Origin of the sequence: Polymorphospora rubra, assembly GCF_018324255.1 — a bacterium.
GTDB classification, from domain to species: domain Bacteria; phylum Actinomycetota; class Actinomycetes; order Mycobacteriales; family Micromonosporaceae; genus Polymorphospora; species Polymorphospora rubra.
The window spans coordinates 7,761,864-7,783,632 of record NZ_AP023359.1 but is presented as its reverse complement, the minus strand read 5'-3'; the positions used below and the strand labels follow the sequence as shown (position 1 = coordinate 7,783,632).

Genomic DNA, 21,769 nt, shown 5'->3' with positions numbered 1-21,769 from the left:
GTCACAGTGGAGTGACTATCTACCGCCGCATTCGTGCCGCTGCCACATTGTCCGTACTCCTTCTGACCGCCGCCGCCTGCGCCCAAGGCGGCAACGACCCGGCGGGGCCCGACCCCGGCCCGGTGTCCCTGGAGTCCGACGTCGCCGCCATCCGGGTCGACTACACCGGCGGCTTCAGCACTCCGGCCATGCTCGCCTCCCGGATCCCGCTGATCGCCGTCTACGGCGACGGCCGGGTCTTCACCCAGGGCCCGCAGGTCATGATCTATCCCGGTCCCGCCCTGCCCAACCTCCAGGTGCAGACGATCAGCGAAAGCGACGTCGACGCCCTGGTCGAGCGCGCTCTGGCCGCCGGGGTGGGCGAGGCCAAGGACTTCGGCCAGCCGCCGGTCGCCGACGCCGCCTCGACCCGGATCACCGTCGTCACCAGCGACGGCGAGAAGGTGCTGGAGGTGTACGCGCTCGAGGAGACGCCCGAGGACGGCGCCGGACTCACCGCCGACCAGGTCAGCGCCCGCGCCAAGGTCAAGGAGTTCGTGGCGTCGCTGACCGACCTGTCGGGCACGCTCGGCGCCGGCGCTACCGGTCAGCCCACGGCGTACGTCCCGACCGCCGTCGCCGCGATCGCCGAGCCGTGGGTCGCCGGTGACCCCGCCCTGCCCGCCCCGCCGGAGGTCGCCTGGCCCGGCCCGGCGCTGCCCGGCGAGCCGCTCGGCCCCGGCCTCGACGTCGGCTGCGTGAGCGCCGCCGGTGACGCCGCCGCGAAGGTGCTGTCGGCCGCCGCCACGGCGACCTCGGCCACCCCGTGGACGTCGGAGGGCAAGACCTGGACGGTCCACCTGCGCCCGCTGCTGCCCGACGAGGCGGACTGCGCCGACCTGCTGGCCGGCTGACCCACCCGATCGGACCCCGGGACCGTCACCACGTACGTGGTGACGGTCCCGCCACCTTTGGGCGCATATGATCCTGTGGCGGCAACCCGCCGAACCAGACCACCGCCTGCGAGGTTTTCCACGTGCAGCCCGACGACGCGCGGCGTACCGACGTATCCACGGCCCCGCCACCGGCGCCGGCCGGCCGGCCTTCGTCGCGTCGTCGGGCGCTGGTCGCGGCGGCGCTCGCCGGGGCGGTGCTGCTGCCGGTCGGGGCCGCTGTCGGCTACGCCTACACCGGCGAGGTGCCGCGCGGCGTCACCGTGCTCGGTGTCGGGCTGGGCGGGCTGGGCCGGGCGGCGGCCGGTGAGGCGCTGCGCGCCGAACTCGACCGGCGGGCCGCCGACCTGGCGGCGCCGGTCACCGTACGCGTCGAGGACGGGACCGCGCGGGTGGACCCGTCCGCGGTCGGGCTGGCGGTCGACGTGGACGCCACCGTCGCCGCCGCCGTCGACGCCCGGCCCGGGTTGTTCGCGCGACTGTTCGGCGGAGCCACCGTCGATCCGGTCGTGACCGTCGACCAGGGCCGGCTCGACGCGGTCCTGCGCGAGGCGGTCGGCGACGTCGGGCAGCCGGTGGTCGCGCCCGCCATCACGTACGACGGCACCACGCCCCGCCCGGTCTATCCGGAGTCCGGCCGGGTTCTCGATCCGGCCACCGCCGCCGACGTGCTGCGTGCCGGGTGGCCGGCCGGCCGCGAGGTGACCGTGCCGCTGCTCGACGTGCACCCGGCCACCACCGCCGCCGACGTCGACCGCCTGCTCACCGAACTGGCGGAGCCGGCCGTGAGCGGCCCGGTGACGGTCACCACGGAGCGCGGCGACGTGGTGGTGCCGCCGGCCGCGATCGCGAAGAGCCTGGTGCTCGCCGCCGACGACGTCGGCCGCATCGAGCCCCGGATCGACGAGAAGGAGCTGCGGTCGGCGCTCGGCAACGGGCTGCGCGAGGTCGAGGTGGCGCCGAAGGACGCGACGGTGGTGCTGGACGCAGGCAAGCCGAAGGTGGTCTCCGGCGTCGACGGGCAACGCCTCGACACCGCCGCCCTGGGCCGCGACCTGCTCGCCGTGCTGCCGCGTACGGCGGACCGCCGGGTCGCCGGGGTGCTGGCGGTCGCGCCGCCGGCGATGACCGACGAACAGGTGGCGGCGTTCGGCATCAGGGAACGGGTCTCGACGTTCACCACGAACTTCACCGGAGGGCTGTCGGCGGCGCGCAGCCACAACATCGTGACGATCGCCAGGGACGTCGACGGCACGATCGTGAAGCCGGGAGAGACCTTCTCGCTCAACGGGCACACCGGGGAGCGCAGCTACAAACAGGGCTACCGGGACGCGCCGGTGATCATGGACGGCAAGCTGGTGCCCGGCGTCGGCGGCGGCACCTCGCAGTTCACCACCACGCTGTTCAACGCCACGTACTACGCCGGGCTGGAGGACGTCGAGCACAAGCCGCACTCGTACTGGTTCAGCCGGTACCCGGCGGTGATCGAGTCGACGATCTTCTACCCGAACCTGGACTTCAAGTTCCGCAACGACACCCCGTACGGGCTGCTGATCGACACGTCGTGGACCAACGACTCGATCACGGTGTCGATCTGGAGCACCAGGATCTACGACAGCGTGAAGACCGAGTGGAGTCCCCGGCGCAACATCACCAAGCCGAGGGTGGTCCACCTCGAGCCCGGGCCGTCGTGCATCGCCACCGACGGCATCGACGGCTTCACCCAGGACGCGTGGCGGATCTTCCACAAGGACGGCAAGGAACTCAGACGCGAGAAGTTCTCCTGGCGTTACGACGCCGAGCCGCGCTTCATCTGTGGCTCCTGAGCTGCGCTGTCCCATTTGCTGGGACAAGATTTTCCTTTGGGTATTCCTACCTGAATAGTGGGGCACATGAACCGTGCGGCTCACCTGACCAGGCGCCGGGTGGTCGACTACGGGTTGACCTCCACCGCGCGCTGTTGCCAGTGACACCGCCGGCGTCGACCGCCGGCCGGACGAGCGTGCCCGTTTCCGCCTGACCCCTCCGCGCGCCGCCGGGTGAGCGCCGGATCCCGTCCCGGATCCGCCGCGCACCGACGTACGGGCCCGGGCGGCACGACCATCCGCACAAACCCACCGCGCACCGCCGACCGGCGGGGCGTCCCGACCGGGCGCCCGCTTCGTCGGCGGTGCCTAACCATGCCCCGACAGGAACCCCTCTGTGATCCAGATAACCGGTCTGCGCAAGGTCTACCGGACCCGCCGCGCCGAGGTCGCCGCCGTCGACGGCGTCGACCTCACCGTCGCCAAGGGCGAGGTGTACGGCGTCCTCGGGCGCAGTGGTGCCGGCAAGAGCACCCTGCTGCGCTGCGTCAACATGCTCGAGCGTCCCGACGCCGGGCGCATCGTCGTCGACGGTGTCGACCTCGGCGGCCTGCGCGAGGACGGCCTGCGCAAGGCCCGGCAGCGGATCGGCATGATCCACCAGCACTTCGCCCTCCTCGGGTCGCGTACCGCCGCCGGCAACGTCGCCTTCCCGCTGGAGATCATGGGGATGCCCCGGGCCGAACGGGCCGAGCGGGTCCGTGAGCTGCTCGACCTCGTCGGCCTCGCCAACCGGGCCGGCGCCTACCCGGCCCAGCTGTCCGGCGGTCAGAAGCAGCGGGTCGGCATCGCCCGGGCCCTGGCGGCCCGGCCCACCGTGCTGCTCTCCGACGAGGCCACGTCCGCCCTCGACCCGGAGACCACCGGCTCCATCCTCGATCTGCTGCGTGACCTCAACCGGCGGCTCGGGCTGACCATCCTGCTGATCACCCACGAGATGGAGGTGGTCAAGCGGATCTGCGACTCCGCCGCGATCATGCACGACGGCCGGATCACCGAGAGCGGACCGGTCGCCGACCTGCTGCTGCGCCCCGGCGCCGAACTCACCCGGGGGATCTTCCCGCTCGGCGTACCCACCCCGGTCAAGGGCGCGACCCTGCTCGACGTCACCGTGGTCGGCGCCGCCGCCGACAGCAACTTCGTCTCCGACCTCGCCCGCCGCTTCGACCTCGACGTACGCATCGTCGGCGGGGGAGTCGAGACCCTCGCCGGCACCCGTGCCGGCCGGCTGCGGCTGGCGCTGTCCGGCGCGGCGGCGGCCACCGGCGCGCCCCGCGAACATCTGGCCAGCGCCGGCATTCTCGTGGAGGACCCCCGATGACCTGGGAAGACATGCTGCCGCTGCTCTGGGAGGGCAGCAAGGAGACGGCCTACATGGTCGGCGTGTCGACCGCGATCACGGCGGTCGGCGGCCTGCTGGTCGGCGTACTGCTGGTGCTGACCGACCGGGGCGGGCTGCTCGCCGCGTGGCCGGTCAACGCCCTGCTCGGCCTCGTCGTCAACATCGGCCGCTCGCTGCCGTTCATCATCCTGCTGGTCGCCGTGATCCCGTTCACCCGGGCGGTCGTCGGGACCACCATCGGCACCACGGCGGCCATCGTCCCGCTGACCATCGGCGCGATCCCGTTCTACGCCCGGATCGTCGAGACCGCGATCCGCGAGGTCGATCCCGGCGTGGTCGCCGCCGCCCGGGCGATGGGCGCGTCGCGTACCGCGATCGTGGTCAAGGTCCTGCTCCGCGAGGCCCGGCCGGGCCTGGTCGCCGGACTCACCATCACCCTCGTCGCCCTCGTCGGCTATTCCGCGATGGCCGGCGCGGTCGGCGGCGGCGGCCTCGGCGACCTTGCCATCCGCTACGGCTACCAGCGCTTCGAGACCGAGGTCATGATCGCCACGGTCGTGCTGCTCGTCGTCTTCGTGCAACTGACCCAGAGCTTCGGCGACTGGGTCGCCCGCCGGCTGTCCCACCGCTGACCGGCCCGACGCATCCCTCGACAGCCGGTGGAAAAGCCACCGGCCGAACCGAAAGAAAGGCCTTTCCCGTGCGACGCACCGTCCTCACCCTGCTCACCGCGGCCACCCTCGTCCTGGGCGCGGCGGCCTGCGGCTCCGACTCCGGCGACGACGCGGCCGGCACCGGCCCGCTGAAGGTCGGCGTCAGCCCGGTCCCGCACGGCGAGATCCTCAAGTACGTCCAGGACAACCTGGCCGCCGCCGAGGGGCTCGAACTGGAGATCGTCGAGTTCAACGACTACATCCAGCCCAACGTGGCCCTGCGCGACGAGCAGCTCGACGCCAACTACTTCCAGCACATCCCGTACCTCGACGAGGAGAAGGCGGCCAAGGGCTACGACTTCACCGCGCTGGCCCCGGTGCACATCGAGCCGCTCGGCATCTACTCCAAGAAGGTGAAGAGCCTGGCCGAGGTGCCCGACGGCGGCGTGGTCGCCATCCCGAACGACCCGTCGAACTCCGGCCGGGCGCTGAACCTGCTGGCCGCCAACGGGCTGCTCACCCTCAAGGAGGGCGTCGGGGTCAAGGCGACCGAGGCCGACATCGCCACCAACCCGAAGAACCTCAAGATCGAGTCGCTGGAGGCCGCCCAGCTGCCGCGTAGCCTCGACGACACGTCGATCTCGATCATCAACGGCAACTACGCCATCTCGACCGGCCTCAACCCGGCCACCGACGCGCTCGCGCTGGAGTCCGGCGAGAACAACCCGTACGCGAACCTGGTCGTGGTGCGGGCCGGCGACGAGACCGACGAGCGGATCGTGAAGCTGGAGAAGCTGCTGCACTCCGCGCAGGTCAAGCAGTTCATCACCGACAAGTACCAGGGCTCGGTGCTGGCGGCGTTCTGACCGGCCGAAGGTGTCGGAGCGGCGGCGTGCCGACCGGCCGAAGGTGTCGGGGCGGCAGCGTGCCGCCCGGCACCGGCCGTCAGGCGACCGCCGCCGCCTCCTCCTCGTCGACCCGGCGGTTCCACTCCGCCTTCGACGACTGCCAGCCGTCCTCGTCCGTCCCGCGTCGCCAGTAGCCCGAGATCGACAACTGCTCCTTCGGCACCCCACGTTCCACCCGCAGCAGCCGGCGCAGCTCCTTGACGAAGTGCGCCTCGCCGTGCACGAACGCCTGCACGATGCCGGGCGGGAACTCCAGCGCCCGCACCGCCTCGACCAGTGCCACGCCGACCGGCCGGTCACCGCGGTGCAGCCACACCACCTCGGCCCGTCCGTACGTCGAGAGCTTCTGCTCCTCGTCCGGCCCGGACACCTCGATGAAGACCTTCGCCGGCGCACCCGCGGGCAGCCGCTCCACCGACGCGGCGATGGCCGGCAGGGCGCTCTCGTCACCGGCCAGCAGGTGCCAGTCGGCGTCCTCGCCCGGCACGTACGCGCCGCCGGGGCCGAGGAACATGATCTCGTCGCCCGGGCGGGCGGTGGCCGCCCACGGGCCGGCCAGCCCCTCGTCGCCGTGGTGGACGAAGTCGACCGTCAACTCACCGGCCGTGGGGTCCCAGCGGCGCACCGTGTACGTCCGGGTCCGGGGCCACTGTTCGCGCGGCAGGTCACGCCGGATCGCCCCCATGTCGAACGGGTGCGGGTAGTCGACGCCCGGGACCGGGAACAGCAGCTTGAGATAGTGGTCGGAATACGTGCCGGCACTGAACCCGGCGAGCCCCGGACCGCCCAGCACCACGCGGATCATGTGCGGTGTGAGCCATTCGGTGTGCACCACCGTGGCGTGGTTTACCTGAGGCGTCCTGCGGTCCGTCATAGGGTTAGGTTAACCTAACTTGGCCGTAGTTGAGTCGCCACCATGCGTGGCTTTCCATGATCGGCTGTCGGAAACTCGCCACCACACCCAGCCGTGGATCGGTCCCGGCTCACCCACCGTCCCGGTCCAACCGATGCGCCAGCAGCACTTTCCCCTGGTCACCGGCCCGGGCGCTGTCATCGCGGATCCGGCGCAACCACCCCGCCAGTTCGGCGTCGCCGGCCCGGTCGGCCTCCCGCGCGTACGCGTCCATCCGCCAGCTGTGCTCCAGCACCGACTGCAACACCGTCACCAGGTCGGCGTCGTTCTCCTCGACCGGTTCCACCAGGTCCCGCACCCGCATCGCGCACCTCCTCCGGCCCGCGCCTTCCCACCGGGGCCGCGACTATGCCGTCCCGACCGTCCGGACCACCTGCCGGCGGTTCCCGTACGCGCGGGTGGTGAAGTTGATCTGGGCGTGCGGGACCCTACCCGGCGCGGATAAGGTCCCCTACGCCCAGATCGGCAACGGCCACCGCCCCGGGATGCCGGCCAGCGGACGGGGCCGCCACCCTCGCCGGTACGACTACGCCGCCGCGGGGCGGGTAGCCGACCGGCATGGCAGTACAGATTCCGGACCGGCGCCGGTTCGTCCGGCAACTCGTCCGCCACGGCGGGCGCGGCTTCGCCGAGGAATACGGCCTCCCGGTGCTCAACAACCCGGCCAACCTCTACCAGCTGCTCAGCCTGGCCCAACTCCTGCGCGGCTCGACCGACCACCGGCGGGCGGCCGCCGCCGCGAGGGCACTGCGCGACCGGGGCTGGAACACCGCGGCCCGGATGGCCGCCAGCCCGGCCGGGGAACGGGCCGCCGTGCTGCGCTCGTACGACCAGCGACGGGCCGCCACGCTCGCCGACCGGGTCGGCGCGACCGCCACGGCCCTGACCGAGCGGTACGGCGGCGACCTGCGCCGGCTGCGCACCGCCGCCCGGCGCGACCCGGCCGCCGAACGGTCCCTGCTGCGCGAACTGCCGGGTGTCGACGGCGGCGTGGTCGACCTGTTCTTCCGTGACGTCCAGGTGGTGTGGGCCGAGATCGGCCCGTTCGCCGACCGACGGGCCCTCACCGCGGCCCGGCGGCTCGGGCTCGGAGACTCGGCGCAGGATCTGGCGGACCTGACCGGACGGCGGGAGTCGGAGAAACTGGCGTGGCTGGTCGGGGCACTGGCCCGGATCGACCTGGACGGCAGCTACGCGCAGGCCCGCCAGCTCGCGACCGCCTGACGTCCCCGAGCCCGGCTGACGACCCGAGCCTGCCCGGCCCTGACCCGCCCGGCCGCGACCGGCTGACGGCCCCGAGCTCGACCGGCCCTGATCCGCCCGGCCCGGCCGCGACCGGCTCAGGGCCCGGGCCCGACCGGCCCTGATCCGAATCCGACCGGCCCGGAACCGGCCGTTACCCGCGTGCGGTCGGCAGCGCGGCCCAGACGATCTTGCCGCTCGGTCCGGGAATGACGCCCCACTCCCGCGACTGCGACGCCACCATCGGCAGCCCACGGCCGCGCAACGCGACCGGCCCGCCGGCCCGCCCGCCCTCGTCCCGCGTCGCCGGCACCGGCGTCGTCACGCTGCGGTCGGCCACGCCCAGCCGCAGCAGCCCCCGGTGGCACCGGACGGTGACGTCGATGTCGGTCCCGGCGTGCTCCACGGCGTTGCTCACCAGCTCGGAGACGATCAGCTTGGCGTCCTCGACCACATGCTCCAGGTCCCACGTCCGGCAGGCGCCGTCGACGAGTTCGCGCGCCCGGCCGGGTGCCTGCGGCACCGGGGCGAGCCGCGCGTGCGCCCGCCGCACGCCCGGCACCTCGGGCAGCGTGCCGACCGCCGCGACCGCCTGCGCCCGCGCCGCGAGCACCCGGGGCCCGTGCCGGCCTCTCGCCAGCCGCCCGGCGAAGGTCGGGGCCGCGCCGTGCACCAGCACCGACACGCCGGGCAGCCGGGCTCCCCGGCGCAGCACCACCGGCAGCAGCGTGGCCGGCACCGTACCCACGATCACCACGTCCGACAGGTCGACGACGACCGCCCGGGGATAGTGCGTCAGGCACCGCTGGAGGGCGAGCCACGACGCGGCGACCGCCGGCATCGTCAGTGGTCCGCGCAGGGTGAGCAGCAGTGCCCCCGACTCCACGTCCGCCGCCATCACCGCGAAGGCCCTCATCGCCCGTCCACGCTCAAACCCCGTCCATCCAGCCGCCGGGGGTCGAACAGGTGCGAGAGCCGACCCGGCGCGCGGGTACAGGTACCCACCGGACGGGCCGGCCTACACCTGGTGCCGGTCAGAGATTGCCGCGCCGTTCCTGCTCGCGCTCGATCGCCTCGAACAGCGCCTTGAAGTTGCCCTTGCCGAAGCCGAGCGAGCCGTGCCGTTCGATCAGCTCGAAGAACACCGTCGGGCGGTCGCCGATCGGCTTGGTGAAGATCTGCAGCAGGTACCCGTCCTCGTCCCGGTCGACCAGGATGCCCCGCTTCTGCAACTCCTCGATCGGCACCCGGACCTGCCCGATCCGGGCCCGCAGCGCCGGGTCCTCGTAGTAGGAGTTCGGCGTCGACAGGAACTCCACACCCTCGGCCCGCATCACGTCGACGGTGCGCAGGATGTCGTTCGTGGCCAGCGCCAGGTGCTGGGCGCCCGGGCCGCCGTAGAAGTCCAGGAACTCGTCGATCTGGGACCGCTTGCGGGCCAGGGCCGGCTCGTTGAGCGGGAACTTCACCCGGTGGTTGCCGTTGGCGACCACCTTGCTCATCAGCGCCGAGTAGTCGGTGGCGATGTCGTCGCCGATGAACTCGGCCATGTTGACGAAGCCCATCACCCGGTTGTAGAAGTCGACCCAGTTGTCCATCCTGCCCAGCTCGACGTTGCCGACCACGTGGTCCAGCGCCTGGAAGAGCCGCTTCGGCGCGCCGTCGCGCCGGACGTACGTCGACTCACGGGCGACGTATCCGGGCAGGTAGACCCCGGTGTAGCGGGACCGGTCGACCAGGGTGTGCCGGGTGTCGCCGTACGCGGCGATCGCCGCCGTCCGGATCGTGCCGTGCTCGTCGGAGACGTCGTGCGGCTCCTCCAGCACCGTGGCGCCCTGGGCGCGGGCGTGCGCCACGCAGCGGTCGACGTCCGGCACCTCCAGCGCGATGTCGGCGACCCCGTCGCCGTGCCGGCGGTGGTGGTCCAGCAGCGGGCTGGCCGGGTCGACCCCGCCGGAGATCACGAACCGGCACGAGCCGCTCTTGAGGACGTACGCCTTGTGGTCGCGGTTGCCGGTCTCCGGTCCGCTGTACGCGACCAGTTCCATCCCGAACGCCGACTGGTAGAAGTGCGCGGTCTGGGTCGCGTTGCCGACGACGAAGACGACCGCGTCCCAGCCGGTGACCGGGAACGGGTCCGCGCTGGCGTCGTACTCGACCAGCCCCACCAGTTGCTTGAGCTGCTGGAGGTCCAGGTCGGCCTGGCGTTCCTGCGGGGTGAGGGTCGGCTGGATCGTCATCGGTCCACCTCCGGGTCTGGTCGGCCGTACGCCGATGTGGGGAGCGAACCGCACCCTTCCGGGTTGTGCAACAGTCAGAGTCAACGCTGGTCAGGGTGTACAGAATGCAGGGGTGCTGCGACGAATCGCTGTGCAGGATGACTATCCTCGGGCGGGTGACCGCTGAACTCGACCAGCTCGACGCCAGGCTGCTCGACCTCTTCACCCGCGAGCCCCGGATCGGGGTCCTCGAGGCGTCCCGGCAACTGCGGGTGGCCCGGGGCACGGTGCAGGCCCGGCTCGACCGGCTGCTCGCCCGCGGGGTGATCCGCTCGTTCGCCCCGGAGGTCGACCCGGCGGCGCTCGGCTATCCGGTCACCGCGTTCGTCAGCGTCGAGATCACCCAGTCGGTGGGGCACGAGACGGTCGCCGCCCTGCTGGTCGACATCCCGGAGGTGCTGGAGGCGCACACCATCACCGGCACCGCCGACATGCTGCTGCGGGTGGTCGCCAGGTCGAACGCCGACCTGCAGCGGGTCATCGACCGGCTGGTCGCCACCGCCGCCATCGAGCGGGCGGCCAGCACCATCGCCCTGCAGACCCAGATCCCGTACCGGACCCTGCCGCTGGTCCACGAGGCCGCCGGGCCCCCGGCCGGCTGACCCGGTGCCGGTCCGGGGCGGGTCGCCCGGCGGGCCGGGCCGGGTCATGGAGTACGTCCCGGGCTGAGCGGAGCCCCGGGGCACCTTCCGGTGCCCTGGAGCTCCGCCGTCAGCCGGCGAGCGAGCCCGCGGCCGCGACCAGGTAGAGGCAACCGCCGATCGCGACCGCCACCCCGGCGACCGCGGGCAGCCAGGCCACCAGCGTCGAGGCCCAGGCCCACCGGGCCGTACGGCCGGACAGCAGCGCGAAGCCGCGGATGGTGATCACGCCGACCCCGGTGAGGGTGAGCGCCATGCCCACCCCGAAGGCGATGACGAGCAGGACGGCGTCCAGCGCCCGCCCGGTGAGCAGGCCGCTGACCAGCACCAGGAAGGCCGAGGGGGAGGGGAGCAGGCCACCGGACAGGCCGAGGGCGATCAGACCGCGGCGCGACCACGGGTCGGTCGGCGCGGGGGCCGCGGTCTCGGCGGGCGTGGCGGGGGCTTCGGGCTTCCGCGCGGCGACGACGACCTGGCCGGCCTCCTGACCGCCGGCCGGGCCGCCCCCGGCGGGGGAGTGCGGATGCGCGTGGTCGTGCCCGTGGTCGTGCGAGTGCCCGTGGCCGTGATCGTGCGAATGCCCGTGATCGTGCCCGTGGGAGTGGCCGTGGCCGTGGCCGTGCGAATGGCCGTGGGAGTGGCCGTGCCCGTGTCCGTGCGAATGGGAGTGGCCGCCGCCCCGGATGTGGCGGTAGGTGAGGTGCACCCCGACCCCGATCACCACCAGGCCGGCCAGCACCTGCATCCAGGCGGTGACCCGCTCGGTGCCGAAGCCGGCCAGCCCGCTGACGCCGACCCAGGCCACCGCGAGCACCAGCACCGAGAAGGTGTGCATGATCGCGACGATCAGCCCGAGCCGCAGCGCGTCCCGGTACCGGCCGCGGGTGCCGACCAGGTATGCCGCGGTCACGCTCTTGCCGTGTCCGGGGGCGACCGCGTGGGCGGCCCCGACCCCGAGCGCCACCAGCAGTGCCAGCCAGAACACGGCACCGCTGTCGAAGAGGGCGACCAGCCGGCCCTCGATCCCGCCAAGCCCGTTCATCGCCGGTGGTCCTCTCGGTCGCTGGGGTCGTTCACGCCCGCCGCCCGCTACGGCGGCGTACGAGGAAGAAGGCGAGCAGGCCGACGGCGGCGACGCCGGTGCCGACCGCGACCGTGGTGACGGCCGTGGTCATGCCGCCGCCGGACGGGTCGAACCGGATCTGGTGGGTGGTCGCCTCGGCGGTGAAGAGGGTCTGCGCCGGCACCGCCTTGGCGGTGAGCATCGTGCGGTACGCCGGATTCAGGTCGGTCAGCGTACGCAGCGTGACGTCGACCTCGGTGACCGGTGCGGGGCAGTCGAAGGTGAACCGGGCACCCTGCTCGAGCAGCCGGTCGAGGGTGTCCAGCGATCCCTCGCACGCGCTGCCGGTCTGGCTGACGGTGAGGTTTTCCAGCAGGTAGCCGCGTACGGCCTCGGACCGTTCCAGCTTCTGCTCACCGGTCAGCGTCACGTCGACCGGGCCGGTGGTCGGGTCCTCGAACGCGCCGAGCGACTGGCCGAGCGCGACCCAGTCGTCCTCGGCCGCCTTCCACACCAGTTCGATCCGCGAGCCGTCGACGCGTACGTCGGCGGTCGACGGTGGCCCGAACGGGTGGGCCGAGGCGGGAGCGGCCGGGGCGAGCAGCGCGCCCACCAGCCCGGCCGCGGCGGCGAGCAGGGCGCCCGCCAGCGTACGCGTGGCCACGCGTGTCTCCTGTTCCGTGCCGACCGGGGGCGGGCCGGTACGACCGGCCCGCCCCCGGCGGGTGTCACTTGGTGATGGTGAGAACCGGGCTCTTGATCTGCTGGTTCTTGCTGACCAGGTAGACCTGGTAGGTGTCGCCCGGCTTGGCGCCCGACGGCAGGGTGAAGGTGTAGTTGAACTTGCCGAGGTCGTCGGCCTTCTTGACCGCGATCCGGGTGCCGTTCTTGTCCTCCGGCTCGGTGGTGCGCCGGAAGTACACCGTCACGTCCTCGCCCGGGTCGTAGCCGTAGGCCTTGAAACCGAGCTTGCTGAGCTGCTGGACGTCGGTCTTGGCGACCTCGACCTGCTCGCCGGTGGTGTTCTCCGGGGTGCGGAAGTCGTTGACGGTGCGCTCACCGGAGTCGTTCTTGCGGATGATGAAGCCGTCGTGGTGCTCGCCGTTGGCGTAGCGGGCCTCGAACCGGATCTGGTCCTTGTCCACGTCGATCATCTGGTAGAGCTGGGTGTTCTGGCTGGTGCTGCGTACCTCGGCACCGTTGCCGGTCCAGTTCTGACCGTTGTTGAGGGCGTACATCTTGCCGCCGGACACCGAGACGACGTACGCGACGCCGTTGTGGACGGTGGTCGACTTGCGGGCGGTCTGGAGGTTGCCCCGGCCGTACGAGTGGTCGTGGCCCTGCAGGACGAGGTCCACGCCGTACTTCTCGAACAGCGGGCCCCACTGGGCACGCACGTTGGGGTTGTTGCGCGAGCCGGTGGTGGAGTAGACCGGGTGGTGGAAGGTGACGACCGTCCACTTGTTCGGGTTGTCCGCCAGCACGCCCTCGAGCCACGCGGTCTGCGCGGCCATCAGGGTGGCGTTGCTCTGGTAGTTGGTGTCCAGACCGACGAACCGTACGCCCTGGTAGTCGACGTAGTAGACGGTCTGCTTCAGCTCCGCGGCACCCGGGCCGTTGTCCGGGTACGGGAACTGCGGCCGCCAGAACTGCGACAGGCCACCGCTGTACTCGTGGTTACCCGGCACCGAGATGCTGTTGACCTGGCTGTTGATGAAGCCGTCGGCGTTGTGCCACTGGCCCCACTGCTCTTCGCTGTTGGCGTGGTCGATCAGGTCACCGGCGTTGACGATGACCCGGGCCTCCGGCCGGTCGGCGAACGCCTGCCGGAAGACGCGCGGCACCGCGGTGTCGATGTTGTTCTGCGCGTCACCGTAGTAGATGAACGAGAACGGCGAGGCGTCCGCGGCGGCCGTGGTGAAGTCGATCCACTCGCTCCAGTTGGTGCCGTCACCGACCCGGTAGGAGTAGCGGGTGTCCGCCTTCAGGCCGGTGAACTCGACCGTGTGGTGCGTCGAGGCGTAGCCCAGCGAGGTGTTGACCGAGTTGGTGGCCGAGGCCATCACCTTGGTCGCGGTGGTGCCGGACGGGACGTTGCCGTTCACGAACGCCCGCGGGGCCTCGATGATCTCGGCCTGCGCCCAGTTCGCCGGCGCCTCGGCACGCCAGGTCACCTTCTGCGAGGACGACGGGGTCGTCGTCGGGATGAGGATGATCCGGTCCGGAACCGGGGACGGCTTGTGGATCTCGGCGGCGGGGAACTTGGCCGGCGGCGAGTCACCGAACGCGGCCGGGCTCATCGCGAAGCCGCCCACGAGCAGCGCCGCGGCACCGATGGCGGCCAGCTTCGCCTTGTTCGGCGCGCTCACCCACCGTGTCTTGATGTTGCTCAAGTTGTCGTCACCCTTCGGGATTGCAACTGGTTCGCCGGCAGGGGCGCCGGCGGACAACCGCATTCAGCCGTGGGAGACCGACGTGGGTACGACGTCAGGTTGACCAGCAGATGAACTGATCATGGTTCTGACCAGCAGGAACGGTCCCGTAACCGGGCAGCCGTCCATGATCAACCTGTGGTCCGTGAGCCGTTCACCCTCGGCCGCCTAGGATCCGGCGAGCGGTCCGACCGGAACGCTCTGAGCAGGGCGTACGCCCCGCCGGGCGGCATCGACGCGCGTCGCCGCGGGCGGGCGTACGGCGGATCCGTGGGAGGTCGGGCGTGGTTGGGGAGAATGCCGGGCCGGCCGGCGCGGCACCGGGTACGGCGACGGGGGCCGCTTCGGCACCGGACGCGACGGGGGCCGCTCCGGCACCGGACGCGACGGCGGCGCCGGGCTGGCGCAGGCTGCGCTGGCCCCTGCTGGGACTGGCCGTTGTCCTGGCCCTGCTTCCGGCGACCGAGCCGCTGCGGGCCGCGCCTGTCAAGGGCGACACCTTCATCGACGCCCAGACCGCCGGCATCCTCGACATCGAGGGCGGCGAGTGCTTCTCCGACCCGGGATACCTGGCCCGCGCCGGCGAGGTCGTCGTGCTCTACCGGTCCTGCGACGACGGCGCCTACAACCAGTCGTACGCCTTCCTGCACGCCTCCGACGGCCCCTGGAACCGGCCGGCGCTGGCGGCGTTCGCCTGGGCCGGCTGCGAGCGCGACTTCCAGGCCCGCTGGGGCAGCCGCGAGGAGTCCGGCCTGGACTTCTATCCGATCCTGCCGACCGAGGAGACCTGGGCGAACGGCGACCGGGACGTGATGTGCGCGGTCCACAACCCGCAGGGGGCGCTCGGCGGCTCCAAGCTTCCGCTGGCCCGCTGACCCGGCTCATCCACGCCGGGTGAGGGGCGGTCACCCGGTACGGCGCGACGATCGTCGCGGAAGCGATGACCCGCGTCGAGAGGCCGGCCATGAAACGCATCATCGAGATCGTCCCCGCCCGACCCGGCTGGTACGCCCGCTGGCGGCAGTCGCCGGAGGCCACCCGCTCGTACCCGGTGACGGTGTGGGCGCTGGTCGAGGACACCGACGTCCCCACCCGTGAGGTGGTCGGGGTCGACTCGATCGGGCAGTGGCCCGGAGCCGACGACAACGAGGCCGGGTCGGACTTCGTCCGCTACGTCTACCAGGCGCCCGAGGCGGGTCAGCCGGACGACGCGTCCAATCCGGTCGGCGCCGACGTCGAGCCGCCCAGTCCGGTGCGGGCCTGAACCTCGAACACCTCGTCGAGGCCGGTCCGCGCCAGCAACTGCTTCAGGTGCGGGCCGATCCCGACGATCCGCATCCCGCCGTCGGCGTCCCGGCAGTTGTGGAACACCTCGATCAGTGCGCCGAGCCCCGACGAGTCGCAGATGCCCAGCGCGGACACGTCGACGACCAGGTCGCGGGAGCCGTCGCGCAGCACCTGCCCGGCCGCGCGGAGCAGGTGGTCGGCGCTGTCGTAGTCGAGGTCGCCGGAGAGCTGCAGCCGCGCCGACCGGGGGTTCCGACGGACCACCTCGATGGTGAGCGTGTCCTGCGCCATCGCAGCGTCGTACCCACTTCCGGCCGGTTCGGAAACCTGCGCCGGCTCCGCGGCGTCGCTCATCCGGTCGTCTCCCAGGTGGCGTCCGCGGCACCCCACGCGGTGTCCGGCCGGGCCGCCGGCCGGGCGAGCAGCTCACCGACGCCGGTGACCTCCAGGATCGTGGCCAGGAACGGCGGCGTGCCGCGCAGGTCGAAGGCCGTGCCCGACTCGTGGCCGACGCGCCAGGCGTGCACGATCACGGCCAGTCCGGTGCTGTCGATGAACCGCAGCCCGGCCACGTCGAGGGTGACCCGTGCCGCCGCCCCGCCGTCGAGCAGCCGGGCGAGCTCCGCACGCAGCGAGCCAGAGGTCTGGAAGTCGAGGTCGCCGCCGACGGTGACCACGGGCCGGACGGGGTCGACGACATCGACCCTCATGACGAGCGGCACGGCTCCGGCGCGCTCGCCACGAAGCATGCCAATCACGCCCTTCGGACCTTCGGGTGGCGGAACACAACCGGATGTCGGCCCAGCCTAACCCCTCCCGACCTGCCCCGTACCGGCCAGGTCCGGCCCGCCCCGTTCCGGCCTGGTCTGCCCCTTACCGGCGGTGCTCCGGTGGCGGGCCGGGCGGATCGGCGTAGGGTGGTTGACGAGGAGCTGCGGCGATCGGCTTCGTACGTCCGACGTGGTGCCCAGTGACGTCGTCCAGTGAAGGAGTGGGGCCGGAGCAGGTGGACATCGAGGCCAGGGACGCCGACCCGGGCGAGACCCGGATCCGCACGTCGGATCCGGTCCACGCGCCGGAGCGGGCCCGTACGGACCCGGCCGCCCCGTCCGTGCCGACCGCCGAGCCCGGTGCCGACGACGGCCCCGACGCGGCCACCTGGCCCCGGGTCGCCGACAACTTCCGCGAGGGCCTGGTCATCTGCGACGCCACGCAGGTGGTCCGCTACGTCAGCCAGGTCGCCGCCCGGCTGCTGCCCGACCTGACCGCCGGACGGCTGATCACCGTCGGCCCGCTGCGCGACGCGTCCGGCGGCGACGACGCGCCGGCTGTCGAGTTCAGCCACGCCGACCGCCGCCTGCGGGCCCGCCGGGTGCCACTCACCGCCCACCGTTTCGCCTGGTACGTCGAGGACGTCACCGACTCCGTCGAGCGCGCCGACGCCCTGCTCGCCGAGCGGTCCCGGTCCCGGTTCCTGGCCAGCGCCAGCCAGAAGCTCGGCAACCCCCTGCACGAGGACCGCGCGGCGCGCGCCGCCGTCCGGCTCGCCGTACCCACGCTCGGCGACGTCGCCGTGCTGGTGCTGCCGTCCCGCAAGGGCCGGGTCCGCTGGTGGCGTGCTGTCGAGGCGGACGACGAGACCACCACCGTCGACGGCGGCACGCTGCCCGAGGACGGCCTGCCCGACGCCGTCGCGCAGGCGCTCACCGGCGTCGAGCCGCACGCCGCCGACTGGCTCGAAGACCAGATCACCGAGGCCGGCTGGCTACCCGGCCTGGCCGCACCCGACGTCACCGCCCGGGCCGTCACCCTGCCCGGCAGCGGCGCGCCGACCGGTGCGCTGGTCGTGGCCCGGCCCGTCGACGAGCCGTTCGACGACCCCGACCTGCAGACGCTGCGCGGCTTCGCGGCCCGCGCCGGTGCCGCGCTGAACGCGGCCGTCCTCTACCGCGACCAGGCCGAGATCGCCGAGACGCTCCAGGCCAGCCTGCTGCCCGCACAGCCGGAACCGGTACCCGGTCTGCAGTGGGGCACCGCCTACCGGCCGGCACAGGCCACCCTGCGCATCGGCGGCGACTTCTACGGTGCGCATCCGCTGCCGGACGGCGGCTCGCTGTTCTTCCTCGGCGACGTCTCCGGCAAGGGCGTCGAGGCGGCCGTCTTCACCGGCCAGCTCCGGCAGGGCATCCAGGCCCTGCGGCGGGTCGAGAGCGACCCCGCGCGACTGCTGCACCTGCTCAACGACTCCGTCCTGGAATCCACCCGGGCGCACGGCCAGGGGCGCTTCGCCACCATCGTGCTCGGCGTCGCGCACCCCGCCCGCGACGGTGGCCTCACCCTCACCCTGGCCGGCGGCGGCCACCTGCCACCGCTGCTGCTGCGCGCCGACGGCGAGATCGAGGCCGTGACCCTCAAGGGCATGCTGGTCGGCGTCGTGCCCGATCCGCGGATCGGGCAGGCCACCGTGCACCTCGCCGCCGGCGAGACCTGCCTGCTCTACAGCGACGGCGTCACCGAGGCCCGCGGCGGCCGGTACGGCGACGAGCAGTACGGCGCCAGCCGCCTGGTCGAGGCCGTCAGCGGCTGTCAGGGCATGCCCGCACCCGCCCTCGCCGAACGCGTCGAGCAGGTGACCTGCGACTGGCTCGCCGGACGCGACCACGACGACATCGCGGTGCTGGCCATCAGGGCCAACCCGGTCGGCGGCCGTCGTCCGTCCGCCGGGCGGCACCTGCACGCCGTACCCGACCAGCGGCCCGGCCCGGACCCCGCACCCGCCGCCCGGTCGGTCGCCGGCGGCCGGACCGAACCGGCCAGCGCCGACGCCCGCGGAGGCGGCACCGGCCCGGCCCGTGCCACTGCCCCCGCCCCCGTCCCCGCACCGGAGGACCGTCACCAGTGACCGCCCCCGCACGCCCGGCCGCCAGCGGCCCCGTCGAGGCGTACCCGGAATTCCTCGACTGCCTCGCCGCGGCCGACGAGTACTCGGCCACCGACGTCGCCCTGCGCCTGCTCGACGACGGCATACCCGCCGAACGAGTCCTGCTCGACCTGGTCGCCCCCGCCCAGGAACAGGTCGGCCGCTGGTGGCAGCGCAACGTCTGGTCGGTCGCGCAGGAACACGCCGCCACCCACATCAGCGAGCGGGTCGTCGCCGCCGTCGCCGCCCAGACCCGGGTACGTCCACACCTCGGCCGGATCGTCGTGTCCTGCATGGACGGTGAATGGCACGCCCTGCCGGCCCGCCTGGTCGCCGAGGTGCTCCGGCTGCGCGGCTGGGACGTCGCGTTCCTCGGCGCCAGCGTCCCCGCCGCCCACCTGGTCTCCTATCTGCACCGCGACGACGCGCACGCGGTCGCGCTGGCCTGCGCCCTGCCGATGCGGCTGCCGCACGCCCACCGCATGATCGAGGCGTGCCGCCGTGCCGACGTACCGATCCTCGTCGGCGGCCGCGGCTTCGGCCCCGACGGCCGCTGGGCCCGCCGGCTCGGCGTCCACTGGGCCGGCGACGCGTCGTCCGCCGCCGACGTCCTCACCGACGAACGGACCCTGCACCGGCCGCCGCCGGAAGACCTCGACCACCTCGCCGACGACGAATACCCCGGCCTGGTCAACCGCCGCGCCGAACTCATCGACACCGGCCTGCGCGACCTCACCGCCCTGGTGCCGGCGATGGCCGACTACACCCCGGCCCAGCTCGACGCGACGGTCGACGACCTCGGCCACATCGTCGACTTCCTGACCGCCGCCGTCTACGTCGACGACGCCACGCTCTTCACCTCGTTCATCACCTGGATGGTCGAGGTCCTCGACAGCCGGCAGGTGCCGGCCCACACCGTCGACCGCATCCTCGAGGTGTACGCCGACATGCTGCACGACTTCCCGCGCGCCCACCGGTTCCTGCGCGCCGGCCGCGTCGCCGTACGCTCCTGAGATGCTCGCCCAGCAGCGCCAGGCGGTGATCCTGGACCGGGTCCGGCTCACCGGCGGCGTACGCGTCACCGACCTCGCCACCGAGTTCGGCGTGTCCGACATGACGATCCGCCGTGACCTGGAGGTGCTCGCCGACCGTGGCCTGCTCGCCAAGGTGCACGGCGGGGCGACCACGGTGCACCCCGGTGCCACCGACGAGCCCGGCTTCGCGGCCAAGTCGGTCCGCCAGCGTGCCGAGAAGGCGGCGATCGCCGCCCGGGCCGCCCACCTGGTCCGGCCCGGCATGGCGGTGGCCCTGTCCGCCGGCACCACCACCGCCGAACTCGCCCGGCACCTGGTCGACGTACCCGGGTTGACGGTCGTGACGAACTCGGTCCCGGCGGCCGACGTCCTGCACCGGGCCGCCCGGCCCGATCACACGGTGGTGCTGACCGGCGGCGTACGCACCCCGTCCGACGCCCTGGTCGGGCCGGTCGCCGTCGCCGCGATCCGGTCGCTGCACCTGGACCTGCTGTTCCTCGGCGTGCACGGGATGAGCGTGCGGGCCGGCTACACCACCCCGAACCTGATGGAGGCCGACACCGACCGGGCCCTGGTCGCGGCGGCCGACCGGCTGGTGGTCCTCGCCGACCACACCAAGTGGGGCACCGTCGGGATCTCGTCGATCGCGGCCCTGGACCGGGCGCACACCGTGGTCACCGATCCCGGCACCCCGGCCGACGCGCTGGCGGCCCTCGGCGAACACGTGCCGGACGTGGTCGTCGCCAACTGAGAACCGGTCGTCACAGCCCGCTGCACGGGCGGCCGTCGATCGTGCAGGCCGACGGACGTTTCGGGCCGAACATCGATTCGCCGCCGACATCAAACCGGAACCGGGCCGACCCGTTGGCCGGCACCGCCGCCCCGGTGAACGTCACCGTCTGACCGTCCTGGTTGTACTGCGCCCCGGACGCCCCCGTCACCGTGCCCGAGTCGGTCAGCGTGATCGTCACCGACCACCGGGCGGAAGCGCCCCCCGGATTGTCGACGGTGACCTCGCCGCGGTAGCCGAAGGCCGACGTCGACAACCGGTTGAACTCGGCCTCCAGCGGCACGGCGGCCGCGGCGGCCGGCGACCCGGTCCCACCGGGCGACGGCGAGCCGCTCGGGCTTGCCGACGGCGAGCCCGTGGGTGCGGGCGGTACCGCCCGGGGCGGGGGCGTCGGGGACGTCCTCGTCGCGTCCGTGGTCGCCTGTGGCGCCGGCAGGTTCGGCACCGATCCGGAGGTCGGCGCCGCCCCGTCCGGGGCGTCGTCGCCGCCCGCCGCGAAGAGCGCGACCAACCCGACGGTGAGCAGGACGACGGCGACCACGCCGGCGAGCACCGCGACGCGCCGGTCGCCCCACAACGCCGCCAGCGGGCCGGAAGGCAGCGCCCGACGGGCGCCACCCCGCCGGGGTACGGCATCCGTCCCGCCGCGGTCGGCGTCGGAACCGGTGCCGTCCGGCTCGGCCGGGGCGGCGAGGTCGACCTCGGAGAACGCCAGCCAGTCGAGCACCGCCGGCAGCCGGCCGGTCAGGACGTGCTCGTACGTCTCCTCGAGCTGCTCGCGGTGTTCGTCGTACCACTGGTTGACGAAACACGACTGGTGCAGGGTCAGCCGGGAACCGGCGTCGGTCGGCTGCACCTCGTAGATGACCAGGGTCTGCACCCGGTCCAGCCGCCATTCCATGGCCAACCGGCGCGGCTCGCCGTACTCGAGAAGTTTCGCCGTGACCGGGCCGTTGAAACCGGGCATGTCGGTCGGGCGCAGCTGGAACTGCGAGCCGATCCGCGGAACCATGTCCGTCTCCCCGAACCACTGCCCGATCAGGCGGGGCTCGGTCAGCGCACGCCACACACGGGTAGCGGGGTGGGATAGGTCCACATCTACCCGTATGTCAGCCACCGGGCGACTTTACGGCCTCGCTGGTGGCGCCGGAAACCGGCCTCCCCCCACCGCCGCGACCAGCACGCCGCTGCCGGACGGTACGTCAGGCCCGGAGACGGTCGGTCTGCGGAAGCCGGAGACGGTCGGTCTGCGGAAGCTGGTCGAGATCGGGCTCCCAGCCGTCGTCGTCGACGTCACCGCCGGTGGTCTCGCCCGGCACCGGCGCCGGTTCCGGCACCTGGTCGGCGCCCGGCACCTGACCCCCGCCGCTGACGTTCGGCAGTACCGCCCACGGGACCGTCGTGGCCCACCCGACCTCGTGCACCTCACGCGGTTGCGCTGTCACTGTCACGTTGCCGAGGGTATTCA

At 72.9% G+C, this 21,769-nt stretch carries 23 protein-coding genes; 12 read left to right on the top strand and 11 right to left on the bottom strand.

The genetic code is table 11. The features are described from left to right. Positions 1–11 precede the first annotated feature (11 nt). The 5 genes from Prubr_RS34175 to Prubr_RS34155 all read left to right on the top strand — a co-directional run bounded on the left by Prubr_RS34175 (position 12) and on the right by Prubr_RS34155 (position 5,658). A complete protein-coding gene (locus Prubr_RS34175) occupies positions 12–893 on the top strand; it encodes a hypothetical protein (protein ID WP_212819559.1) in 882 nt (293 codons plus the stop codon). A 122-nt stretch (positions 894–1,015) separates the two neighbouring features. Further along, a complete protein-coding gene (locus tag Prubr_RS34170; protein WP_212819557.1) occupies positions 1,016–2,758 on the top strand; it encodes a VanW family protein in 1,743 nt (580 codons plus the stop codon). A gap of 376 nt (positions 2,759–3,134) precedes the next feature. Then, entirely contained in the window at positions 3,135–4,118 is a 984-nt protein-coding gene (locus tag Prubr_RS34165; protein ID WP_246568033.1) for a methionine ABC transporter ATP-binding protein, read from the top strand. Beyond that, positions 4,115–4,771 (top strand): methionine ABC transporter permease, encoded by a 657-nt coding sequence (locus tag Prubr_RS34160; RefSeq protein ID WP_212819555.1) that lies wholly within the window; start codon positions 4,115–4,117, stop codon positions 4,769–4,771. The genes Prubr_RS34165 and Prubr_RS34160 overlap by 4 nt, the downstream gene beginning before the upstream one ends. A gap of 68 nt (positions 4,772–4,839) precedes the next feature. After that, entirely contained in the window at positions 4,840–5,658 is an 819-nt protein-coding gene (locus tag Prubr_RS34155) for a MetQ/NlpA family ABC transporter substrate-binding protein (RefSeq protein ID WP_212819553.1), read from the top strand. A 79-nt stretch (positions 5,659–5,737) separates the two neighbouring features. Here the strand turns inward: Prubr_RS34155 and Prubr_RS34150 are convergent, their stop codons facing one another. Together Prubr_RS34150 and Prubr_RS34145 are read right to left on the bottom strand one after the other, a co-directional pair. Then, positions 5,738–6,574, bottom strand: coding sequence for a siderophore-interacting protein (locus tag Prubr_RS34150; RefSeq protein ID WP_212819551.1), 837 nt, complete (start codon positions 6,572–6,574; stop codon positions 5,738–5,740). Between the two features lie 109 nt (positions 6,575–6,683). Next, the gene (locus Prubr_RS34145; RefSeq protein WP_212819549.1) at positions 6,684–6,917 is read right to left on the bottom strand and encodes a hypothetical protein; all 234 of its coding nucleotides are present in this window, start codon (positions 6,915–6,917) and stop codon (positions 6,684–6,686) included. A 254-nt stretch (positions 6,918–7,171) separates the two neighbouring features. Here Prubr_RS34145 and Prubr_RS34140 point away from each other — a divergent pair, with 254 nt between their 5' ends. After that, the gene (locus Prubr_RS34140) at positions 7,172–7,837 is read left to right on the top strand and encodes a hypothetical protein (RefSeq protein WP_212819546.1); all 666 of its coding nucleotides are present in this window, start codon (positions 7,172–7,174) and stop codon (positions 7,835–7,837) included. Positions 7,838–8,009: 172 nt separating this feature from the next. On the opposite strand, the gene Prubr_RS34135 is transcribed toward Prubr_RS34140, so the two are convergent. Together Prubr_RS34135 and hppD are read right to left on the bottom strand one after the other, a co-directional pair. Beyond that, positions 8,010–8,771, bottom strand: a complete 762-nt coding sequence (locus Prubr_RS34135; RefSeq protein WP_212819544.1) for an ATP-binding protein — start codon at positions 8,769–8,771, stop codon at positions 8,010–8,012. Positions 8,772–8,889: 118 nt separating this feature from the next. Further along, positions 8,890–10,095, bottom strand: coding sequence for a 4-hydroxyphenylpyruvate dioxygenase (gene hppD, locus Prubr_RS34130; RefSeq protein WP_212819542.1), 1,206 nt, complete (start codon positions 10,093–10,095; stop codon positions 8,890–8,892). A gap of 155 nt (positions 10,096–10,250) precedes the next feature. On the opposite strand from hppD, the gene Prubr_RS34125 reads away from it, so the two are divergent. Further along, positions 10,251–10,736 carry an Lrp/AsnC family transcriptional regulator gene (locus Prubr_RS34125; protein ID WP_425517964.1) on the top strand — a complete coding sequence of 162 codons (486 nt, stop codon included), beginning with the start codon at positions 10,251–10,253 and terminating at the stop codon, positions 10,734–10,736. 109 nt (positions 10,737–10,845) lie between these two features. On the opposite strand, the gene Prubr_RS34120 is transcribed toward Prubr_RS34125, so the two are convergent. From Prubr_RS34120 to Prubr_RS34110, 3 genes are all read right to left on the bottom strand, one after another. Continuing rightward, entirely contained in the window at positions 10,846–11,817 is a 972-nt protein-coding gene (locus Prubr_RS34120; protein ID WP_212819538.1) for a nickel/cobalt transporter, read from the bottom strand. A gap of 31 nt (positions 11,818–11,848) precedes the next feature. Further along, the gene (locus tag Prubr_RS34115; protein WP_212819536.1) at positions 11,849–12,502 is read right to left on the bottom strand and encodes a hypothetical protein; all 654 of its coding nucleotides are present in this window, start codon (positions 12,500–12,502) and stop codon (positions 11,849–11,851) included. A gap of 64 nt (positions 12,503–12,566) precedes the next feature. Next, positions 12,567–14,231, bottom strand: a complete 1,665-nt coding sequence (locus Prubr_RS34110; protein ID WP_246568031.1) for a purple acid phosphatase family protein — start codon at positions 14,229–14,231, stop codon at positions 12,567–12,569. 323 nt (positions 14,232–14,554) lie between these two features. Here Prubr_RS34110 and Prubr_RS34105 point away from each other — a divergent pair, with 323 nt between their 5' ends. Both Prubr_RS34105 and Prubr_RS34100 read left to right on the top strand, forming a co-directional pair. Beyond that, entirely contained in the window at positions 14,555–15,145 is a 591-nt protein-coding gene (locus Prubr_RS34105) for a hypothetical protein (protein WP_212819532.1), read from the top strand. Between the two features lie 89 nt (positions 15,146–15,234). Next, positions 15,235–15,534 carry a hypothetical protein gene (locus Prubr_RS34100; RefSeq protein WP_212828868.1) on the top strand — a complete coding sequence of 100 codons (300 nt, stop codon included), beginning with the start codon at positions 15,235–15,237 and terminating at the stop codon, positions 15,532–15,534. On the opposite strand, the gene Prubr_RS34095 is transcribed toward Prubr_RS34100, so the two are convergent. Beyond that, the gene (locus Prubr_RS34095; protein WP_212819530.1) at positions 15,468–15,911 is read right to left on the bottom strand and encodes an STAS domain-containing protein; all 444 of its coding nucleotides are present in this window, start codon (positions 15,909–15,911) and stop codon (positions 15,468–15,470) included. The genes Prubr_RS34100 and Prubr_RS34095 overlap by 67 nt on opposite strands. Then, positions 15,908–16,306, bottom strand: a complete 399-nt coding sequence (locus tag Prubr_RS34090; protein WP_246569115.1) for an STAS domain-containing protein — start codon at positions 16,304–16,306, stop codon at positions 15,908–15,910. Before Prubr_RS34090 ends, Prubr_RS34095 begins: the two co-directional genes overlap by 4 nt. Positions 16,307–16,548: 242 nt before the next feature. On the opposite strand from Prubr_RS34090, the gene Prubr_RS34085 reads away from it, so the two are divergent. From Prubr_RS34085 to Prubr_RS34075, 3 genes are read left to right on the top strand one after another with little or no spacing between them, the layout of a single operon-like run. Beyond that, positions 16,549–18,459 carry a PP2C family protein-serine/threonine phosphatase gene (locus tag Prubr_RS34085; protein WP_246568029.1) on the top strand — a complete coding sequence of 637 codons (1,911 nt, stop codon included), beginning with the start codon at positions 16,549–16,551 and terminating at the stop codon, positions 18,457–18,459. Next, positions 18,456–19,490, top strand: a complete 1,035-nt coding sequence (locus tag Prubr_RS34080) for a cobalamin B12-binding domain-containing protein (protein ID WP_212819528.1) — start codon at positions 18,456–18,458, stop codon at positions 19,488–19,490. The genes Prubr_RS34085 and Prubr_RS34080 overlap by 4 nt, the downstream gene beginning before the upstream one ends. 1 nt (position 19,491) lies before the next feature. Next, positions 19,492–20,262, top strand: a complete 771-nt coding sequence (locus Prubr_RS34075) for a DeoR/GlpR family DNA-binding transcription regulator (RefSeq protein WP_212819526.1) — start codon at positions 19,492–19,494, stop codon at positions 20,260–20,262. A gap of 10 nt (positions 20,263–20,272) precedes the next feature. Here Prubr_RS34075 and Prubr_RS34070 read toward each other — a convergent pair whose 3' ends face one another. Then, the gene (locus Prubr_RS34070; protein WP_281425969.1) at positions 20,273–21,397 is read right to left on the bottom strand and encodes an SRPBCC domain-containing protein; all 1,125 of its coding nucleotides are present in this window, start codon (positions 21,395–21,397) and stop codon (positions 20,273–20,275) included. A 106-nt stretch (positions 21,398–21,503) separates the two neighbouring features. Then, on the bottom strand, positions 21,504–21,752 hold the full coding sequence (locus tag Prubr_RS34065; protein ID WP_212819522.1) for a hypothetical protein: 249 nt from the start codon (positions 21,750–21,752) through the stop codon (positions 21,504–21,506). Positions 21,753–21,769: the final 17 nt, after the last annotated feature.